Origin of the sequence: Pseudactinotalea sp. (assembly GCF_048594945.1) — a bacterium.
GTDB lineage: Bacteria > Actinomycetota > Actinomycetes > Actinomycetales > Beutenbergiaceae > Pseudactinotalea.
In genome coordinates this window covers 1-6,371 of the sequence record NZ_JBMDXJ010000218.1, presented here as the reverse complement: position 1 = coordinate 6,371, position 6,371 = coordinate 1, and the positions used below count along the sequence as shown (strand labels likewise).

The window sequence follows — 6,371 nt, the reverse complement described above, 5'->3', positions numbered from 1 at the left end:
GACCGATACCGTCAGCATCCTGCTGGTCCATTCGTCTCGAGAGCCGTCCAGGCCCTGCCCGCGCGCGGGCGGCCGCCGCCGAATCGCCCGCTCCGCGCAGGGACATCGATCGCGACAGGGGCCCGACCGCGACGCCCGGCTCGTGCGGCAGCGACCTGCGTGCGGCCCGGCGCGATCCGCCTGACGCCGCAACGACCTGCGCAGACACGGCCAGGCATAGCAGCGGGCTCCGAACCAGCCGTGCGCACACCAGCCAGCCGCCAGCAAGACTCGATGAGCCTGTCGGTGGGCCTCACTGCCATGTTGCTCCTCTCAGTACGGCGCTCGGCAACGGAGTCCAGCCGACCCGATGAGTCCATTTCTGTCTCGACGAGCGCCTCCTGCGGGGGTGACGCCGCTTTACGTTCGGCGCCAGTGAAGCAGGTTTCGGATAACACGTCAAGAGTCGTATATGTACCTCTATGTACGTCTGTATGACGATGCAGAGGCGGCGGACGCGATGCGCTCGACAGGTCCGCGCGGCGTCGCCACGCGACTGCGCCTCGACACCCGGGTGGCGACTCTCGCGAAGCCGCACGACCAGAAGCAAGCGGCGTTGTGAGCGTGCCGAGCTGAAGGCAGGGGGTCACAGTGTGCATAAGCCACCACGGTGGACACCTGCTGACAGACATGTCACAATCGCCCACCGTGGACATCGACAAGAGTCAGACACTTGACCGGGCCGATCCGCGTCCGCTCTACGTCCAGATCGCCGACCAGTTCCGCGGTCGCATCCGATCGAACCTGTGGCCCGCTGGCTACAAGTTCCCTGGCGCCGATGTCCTCTCAGAGGATCTCGGCGTCGCCCGCGGCACGGTCCGCAGGGCCATGCGCGATCTCGAGCAGGAGGGTCTGATCGTTCAGGTCCATGGCCGGGGCACGTTCGTCACGGCCGAGCAGCGTCCCACCGCCCGCTCTGACAGCGGGCGCGTCTCTAGCGGAGAGCGCCTCGCCCGTGAAGGGGTGTACTTCGAGACGCGGCTGCTCGAGCGTTTCGTCCTCGAGGGTGCACCGAGCCGCGGTGTCTTTCCCGGAGGCCGCACCTTGCGCATTGTTCGCCTTCGTCGCCTCTCCGAGGGCCCCGACGCCATCTTGGACGTCGAGTTGCTTCTCGACCGCTTCGACGGGCTGGAGGAGCTGAGCGACATGGAGCTGAGTGCAGGACCGCTGCACCAGACCCTGAAGGATCGATTCGGCGTCGTCGCTGCTCGTGGTGAGCGGATGTACTCGGCGACGGCGGCAGATCGCCGCGCCGCCAGCCTCCTCGACGTGCCGGTCGGCAGTCCGCTGCTGGCGTTCGAGGAGTTCTCCTTCGATGCCGAGGACCGCTGCTATGAGTACACCAAGGCCCTGGTCCGAACCGACCGGCATCCGGTGGCCGTGGCCACCTGAGCCACGGGCGCGGCTCAACGCAGCGTGTCGATATCGTCCCCTCCGCCGTAGTCGGTGCAGTCGATGAGTTCCACCGTGTGCTCGCGGAGGTAGTCGCGCGCGCCGGCGTCGCCGCTGACTCGCCTCAGCAGCGGCCGCCAGTGGTCACGGCCCAGCAGCACCGGATGCCCCGGTCGGCCGCTGTAGGTCGCCCGGCGCAGCACCCCGGGATCGATTCCGTACGCGACGACGCGCTGGGCCGCTCCGGCATGTAACGAGGGCAAATCCACCAGCGTCACCAGAGCGGCACCGGCACAGCTCTGGCTGGCGGCCTCGAGGGCGGTCCGCAACGAGGCCCCGATTCCCTCGTGCCAGTCGGGGACGCGCAGTGCCCTTACGCCCTCCGGCACGAGCGGCACAGCCGCATCGAACCCTGCTCCCAGGGTGACGAACACCGGTTCGGCACCGGCCATCTCCAACACCGTCACGGCACGCCGCAGCCACGGCACGCCCTCGGCGTCGCTCATCAACGCCTTCGGCCGCCCCATGCGCGTGCCGCCACCGGCCGCCAGGACGATTCCCAGTACCTCGGCGCCCTCAGGCGTTCCGCCCGGAGGCACTACACCGGCCCAGCCGCCAGCAGGCCGCCATCGACGCTCAGCACGGCACCGGTGATGAACTCAGCGGCCGGTGAGCACAGGAAAGCCACCGCCTGCGCGATGTCGGTGGGCTGCCCCCACCGTCCCAGCGGTGTGGCCGATACCATGCGCTCACAGCGGTCGACATCGGACTGCAGCGAGGACGTCATCGCCGTGCGCACATAGCCGGGCACCACGCAGTTCACTCGGATTCCGTCGCAGCCGTACCGCACTGCCAACGACCGCGTCAGACCCAGGATCCCTGCCTTGCTCGCGGCATAGGCAGGAAGGTCCGGCGCTCCCCGAAAGCTCATGACCGAACCGATGAGCACCACGCTACCGCCGACCTCCACGAGCGCGGGCGCGGCCGCCTGAACGCTGCGCGCGGCGCCGTTGAGGTTGACATCGATGACGTCATCGAACACCTCCTCGTCCCACTCCGCCGTGGGTCGCGAGATCCCCGCCGCGGCGACGAGAACGTCGATTCCTGCCATGCTCGCGACAACTGCCCGCAGCGCCCGCGATCGCCTGACATCGGCCTGACGAAAGCGGATCTCGGGCTCCAGCCCGTCTGGCGCCTCGCTCCGGCTGCCGGTCACGGTGACTTCAGCGCCGAGTCGCTGCAGTGTTCGCGCCGTCTCCAGCCCGATGCCGGACGCTCCCCCGGTCACCAGGGCCTGCTTGCCGGCCAAGGCGTCAGCGTGAAACGTAGGATCGGCGCTCACGTCGTTCTCCCTCGTTCTCCTGCGTTCGGCTTGGTTCGGCGTGGATCGGTCCCTGCCGTTGGCGCAGCCGCTCTCCCGTGCCACCGGTTCGGACCGCAATGATCTCCGCCGCGATACTCACGGCCGTCTCGGCCGGTGTGCGCGCGCCTAGATCGAGACCGATCGGGCTCGAAAGGGCCGCCAATTCGAACTCGGTCACGCCCGCTTCGATCAATCGCCGTCGCCGTTCTTGGTGGGTGCGTCGAGAGCCCATAGCACCGATGAAGGCGAATCGGCGATGAGTCAGCGCCAGAGAGAGCAACGGCACGTCGAATTTCATGTCGTGAGTGAGCACGCACACCACGGTGCGCTCATCGAGAGCGCCCGCCTGGATCTGTTCCGACAGATACACGTGCGGCCAGGCGACGACGACCTCGTGGGCTCCAGGGAACCGTTCCGCCGTCGCGAACACCGGACGGGCGTCGCACACGGTAACGCGGTATCCCAGCAGCTGTCCCTGATTGGCCAGTGCTGCAGCGAAGTCCACCGCGCCGAACACGAGCATTCGCGGCGGCGGCAACAGGCTGCGCACGAAGAACCAGCATGTGCTGCCCTCGGGCTCCCCCGCGCTTCCGCAGACGCGCAACTCGCTTCGCCCGCTCCGGAGCAACCGGCGAGCGGTGGCAAGCATGGTGGCGTCCAACGACGGCGTTGGGTGCGGCACCTCGGGGCTCGCCACGTCCTCGAGGCGGGCGATCACACTGCGCCCCACAGCCGCGGGGTCTGGATGTTCGACCACGGTCGCCATCGCCACAGGGCGCCCGGCATCGATGTCATCGAAGAGCACGCTCAGCTGCGGTGACTGGCGGCGCGTGATGCGCTCGACGAAAACATCGATCTCTCCGCCACATGGCAAGCCGATGCCGAAGGCCCCGCCCTCGGTTGCCCGATGGCTCTCGAGCCTCGGGTATCCGGACTCACGCACCTCCTGGCCAGTCTCGTAGATCGCGGCTTCGACGCAGCCTCCGGACAGCGAACCTACGACGCGCCCGCCTGGACCGACGAGCATCGTGACCCCGGCAGGCAGCGGCGCGGAGCGATGCGTCGCGACCACCGTCGCCACGGCGACCGCCTCGCCCTCGGACCACCAGCGCCGAAGCTCGCCGATGACATCGTTCATGCCCACCCTCCCGCGGTGACCTTGGCGGCGCTGCTCACGACGTCGTCCCTCTCGGCACGGGCACGGAGTCGAGGAAGGATGGCTTCGCTGTACAGGTCCAGGAATCGCGCCTGATCAGGGCCCGGGGCATGGAAGACGAGGTGGGTGAAGCCCATCTGTCCGTACCGCCAGATCTGCTCGACATGCTCTTCGGGGTCGTCCGAGACGATCCATCGTGATGCCGTCCGCTCGAGAGGAAGGGCATCTGCCAGGCGTTCCATCACCAGCGGGTCTTCGACGCCGGTCTTCTCCTCCGACGACAGCGCCAGCGCCCCCCAGAACCGCGTATCCGCTGCGGCACGATCCCGGTCCGGATCGAAGGAGACCTTCACCTCCATCACGAGCTCAAGATCTTTCACCGTGCGTCCAGCCTCTGCAGCACCTGTCGCCAGCGCCGGCAGCAGCCGCTGTGTGTACAGACTCTCGCCCTTGCCCGAGGTCGTGATGAAGCCATCAGCCACTCGGCCCGCGAGACGCGTGGCCACCGGCCCGCTGGCGGCGGCGTACAGCGGCACCGGCACGGTGGGCCTGTCATAGATGGTTGCTTGGCGCAGGTTGTAGTACTGCCCTGCGTAGTCGAGGCGTTCCTCCCGCCACAGTCTCTGGATGATGTCGATGGCCTCCGCGAGTCGCGTGATGCGTTCCCGTGGACGTGGCCAGGGCACGCCGAGGGGTGCCTCGTTCATGGCCTCGCCCGATCCCACTCCCAGGACCACGCGACCCGGTGCCAGGCATCCCAAGGTGGCGAACGCCTGCGCGATGACAGCTGGGTGATAGCGCAGAGTCGGCGTTAGGACACTGGTGCCGACGATGATTCGCTCGGTGGCACTCACCAGCGCGCCGAGCCACGGGAGCGCCGCCGGAGCGTGCCCGCCGTGATGGCGCCACGGCTGCAGGTGGTCGGATATGAACACCGAGTCGAACCCGGCTTGCTCGGCCATCAGGCCCAGTTCCAGCAGATGTGACGGCGAGAACTGCTCGGCTGAAGCCTTGTAACCGAACTTCATGGCCTTCCTTCCCTGATCACGAGTGACTCCTCCCCGCCCGGCCGGCGGCGCCTTTCACGTGGCACCCACCTCACGCGTGTCCCAGTCACCCGAAAAGCCGTTCAATACCCTCAATCAGCTGCGCCGTCTCCGTGGCGAGCGAGAGCCGGACATACCCCTCGCCGCTTGCACCGAAGGCGGTGCCGGGTGCGACCGCCACGCGCTGATCGACCACGGCGCGGAGGGCATAGTCGTGGACCGAGTCGGTCCGGTCGCGGACGTCCACCCAGAGGAAGAAGCTGCCCTCGGGCCTGAGATGGGTCACGCCCAAGCGCTCGAGGGTACGGCAGGCCTCATCGCGTCGATCCCGGTAGACGCTGCGCGCGTGGTCGACCGATTCCCGCCCGCCTTCGAGTGCCGCCAGCGCCCCGAACTGGGCGGACGCGTTGATGCACGAAAGCGTGGCTTCCTGCATCTTGGCCAGAACTGATCCCAAGCCCGGTGGGGTCACGACGTATCCCACGCGCATACCCGTCATCGAGTAGGTCTTCGAGAAGCTGAAGCAGCTCACGACCTGCGCGTCGGGGTCGAGCGAAGCGGGGCTGATGTGCGGCGCGTCGAAGGTGATCGCGTCGTAGCACTCATCGGAGATGACCCATAGGCCGTGCCGGCGGGCGAACGCGAGAACATCCTGGATCACGGAGGCGTCGAGCACTGTGCCCAAGGGGTTTGACGGCGTGTTGAGAATGATCGCTCGCGTGCGTGTTGTCACGAGCGACTCAAGCTCGTCGATATCGGGGACGAACCCGTTCTCGGCCAGCAGCCGGTACCCGCGCGGTCTGCCGTGCAACAGTTGCACCGCCATCGCGAAGTTCGGCCATCCCGGATCCGGCAGCAGCACCTCATCCCCCGGCCGAAGGATCGCGAGCATGGCGACCGACAGCGCCTGCATCCCGCCGGCGGTCACAACGACGTCCGCCGCATCGGCTGTGATCCCGTTCTCGGATGCGACCTTGGCGGCGATCGCCTCGCGCAACGCCGGTATCCCCGCGTTGGGCACGTACCGCGTGTGCCCGGCCTTCAGCGCATCGATGGCGCCGCGCACGACGTGCGCCGGTGTGGGAAAGCTCGGCTCCCCGACGTGCAGGCCGATGATGTCAGGACCGCTGCTCCAGGCGAGATCCATGATCTCGCGGATGCCCGAACGTGGCATCGAGACGGCGGACGAGGCCAGGACCGGGGCCTGGGCAAGTTGAGTCATGGGGCTTCTTTCTGTTCAGAACGGTGGCCTAGCGGCTTCGACGTCGGCGGATCACGAGGACCGTGAGCACGATCGCGGCGACGACGGGAAGCACCCGTTTGAGCACGGGTCCGGCGACCACCGAGACCAAGTCGAGGCCGGCGGCTGCGGGCT

General features: G+C 67.8%; 7 protein-coding genes and 1 pseudogene. 2 read left to right on the top strand and 6 right to left on the bottom strand.

Annotated elements, in window-relative coordinates; all coding sequences use genetic code 11:
* Positions 1–451: 451 nt before the first annotated feature.
* Positions 452–601 carry a hypothetical protein gene (locus ACOJSN_RS09555; protein WP_420112262.1) on the top strand — a complete coding sequence of 50 codons (150 nt, stop codon included), beginning with the start codon at positions 452–454 and terminating at the stop codon, positions 599–601.
* An 86-nt stretch (positions 602–687) separates the two neighbouring features.
* Positions 688–1,431, top strand: coding sequence for a GntR family transcriptional regulator (locus tag ACOJSN_RS09550; protein WP_420112261.1), 744 nt, complete (start codon positions 688–690; stop codon positions 1,429–1,431).
* 14 nt (positions 1,432–1,445) lie between these two features.
* Here the strand turns inward: ACOJSN_RS09550 and ACOJSN_RS09545 are convergent, their stop codons facing one another.
* The 6 genes and pseudogenes from ACOJSN_RS09545 to ACOJSN_RS09520 all read right to left on the bottom strand — a co-directional run bounded on the left by ACOJSN_RS09545 (position 1,446) and on the right by ACOJSN_RS09520 (position 6,143).
* On the bottom strand, positions 1,446–2,030 hold the full coding sequence (locus ACOJSN_RS09545) for a nucleotidyltransferase family protein (RefSeq protein WP_420112260.1): 585 nt from the start codon (positions 2,028–2,030) through the stop codon (positions 1,446–1,448).
* Positions 2,030–2,773 carry an SDR family NAD(P)-dependent oxidoreductase gene (locus ACOJSN_RS09540; protein ID WP_420112259.1) on the bottom strand — a complete coding sequence of 248 codons (744 nt, stop codon included), beginning with the start codon at positions 2,771–2,773 and terminating at the stop codon, positions 2,030–2,032. The genes ACOJSN_RS09545 and ACOJSN_RS09540 overlap by 1 nt, the downstream gene beginning before the upstream one ends.
* Positions 2,745–3,560 carry an XdhC family protein gene (locus ACOJSN_RS09535; protein WP_420112264.1) on the bottom strand — a complete coding sequence of 272 codons (816 nt, stop codon included), beginning with the start codon at positions 3,558–3,560 and terminating at the stop codon, positions 2,745–2,747. Before ACOJSN_RS09535 ends, ACOJSN_RS09540 begins: the two co-directional genes overlap by 29 nt.
* 156 nt (positions 3,561–3,716) lie before the next feature.
* A pseudogene (locus tag ACOJSN_RS09530) lies at positions 3,717–3,932 on the bottom strand (XdhC family protein); the annotation flags it as partial.
* Positions 3,929–4,978: a glucose-6-phosphate dehydrogenase (coenzyme-F420) gene (gene fgd / locus ACOJSN_RS09525; RefSeq protein WP_420112258.1), complete on the bottom strand. Its 1,050-nt coding sequence runs from the start codon at positions 4,976–4,978 to the stop codon at positions 3,929–3,931. The pseudogene ACOJSN_RS09530 and the gene fgd, both read right to left, overlap by 4 nt.
* A gap of 85 nt (positions 4,979–5,063) precedes the next feature.
* Positions 5,064–6,143 carry a pyridoxal phosphate-dependent aminotransferase gene (locus tag ACOJSN_RS09520; protein WP_420112263.1) on the bottom strand — a complete coding sequence of 360 codons (1,080 nt, stop codon included), beginning with the start codon at positions 6,141–6,143 and terminating at the stop codon, positions 5,064–5,066.
* Positions 6,144–6,371 lie beyond the last annotated feature (228 nt).